Source organism: Streptomyces alkaliterrae (genome assembly GCF_007097205.2).
GTDB classification, from domain to species: Bacteria; Actinomycetota; Actinomycetes; order Streptomycetales; family Streptomycetaceae; genus Streptomyces; species Streptomyces alkaliterrae.
Map to the genome: position 1 here is coordinate 1 of NZ_VJYK02000630.1, position 927 is coordinate 927.

General features: G+C 73.5%; 1 protein-coding gene and 1 pseudogene. Both read right to left on the minus strand.

Translation table 11 applies throughout. The features are described from left to right. On the minus strand, positions 1–127 hold a 127-nt coding region (locus FNX44_RS29360; protein WP_228450322.1), incomplete at its 3' end, for a roadblock/LC7 domain-containing protein. Continuing rightward, positions 120–554, minus strand: a pseudogene (locus FNX44_RS27210) (roadblock/LC7 domain-containing protein); the annotation flags it as partial. The gene FNX44_RS29360 and the pseudogene FNX44_RS27210, both read right to left, overlap by 8 nt. Positions 555–927 lie beyond the last annotated feature (373 nt).

Genomic DNA, 927 nt, shown 5'->3' on the forward strand with positions numbered 1-927 from the left:
CCACCGCCGCGAGGTGTTCGCCGTCCTCCCGGGACAGGTCGCGTGAGCAGCCCCTGGGCAGGCCGTCCCCGGACAGCACGAGCACCTTGCGTATGCTGCCGACCCGTTCGACGAGGTCGTCCAGCAGAGGGGGTGTCGGTGCGCGGCGCGGTGGCCAGGTGAGTGCCGACCCGCTTGACGAGCAGGGTCATCTCGTACGCCACCAGGCCCATGTCGGCGTCCGCGTCCGCGAGCACCGCAAGGCAGCTGCCGTCGCCGGCGGCGGTGACAAAGAGGAAGGCGTCGTCGAGTTCGACGACGGTCTGCCGGACGCCCCCGGCCTGGAAATGCCGACCGACGCCGCGGGCCAGGCTGTGGAAACCGGAGGCCACCGCCGCGAGGTGTTCGCCGTCCTCCCGGGACAGGTCGCGTGAGCAGCCCCTGGGCAGGCCGTCCCCGGACAGCACGAGCACCTTGCGTATGCTGCCGACCCGTTCGACGAGGTCGTCCAGCAGCCAGTTCAGCTCGCCCGTGCCCGCGAAGGCGCTGTTGTCGGTAGCCCTCGGTGCGTTCATCGCCCGCTTCCCTCCGGAGTGGTTCCGTCGTCCTGCTGTCGGCCACGCTGCCATCCCCGTTGCAGAGAAGCCATCCGGCTGCGCGCCTCTTCCGGATCTCGTTCGGTGTCGGCGGGCCGGCGTCCGGTTCCTCCGGGCCCGTGCGAAGGTCCCTCGGGCACGTCGTCCGGGCCCATGGCGCGCAGGTGTGGAGCGCCACCGGACTGCCGCACGCGGCGCGGTGGATCACCGGCGCCGGCGGCCGTGCGGCCGGGGCCGGTCCGATCCGCCCGGCGGTCGGTCACGGGGTCGCCGACCGGTCGGCCGTGGTCCGAGACGAGGACGGGGCCGGCGTTGGTTCCCGGCCGGCCCCGTCCTCGTCTCGGACCACGGC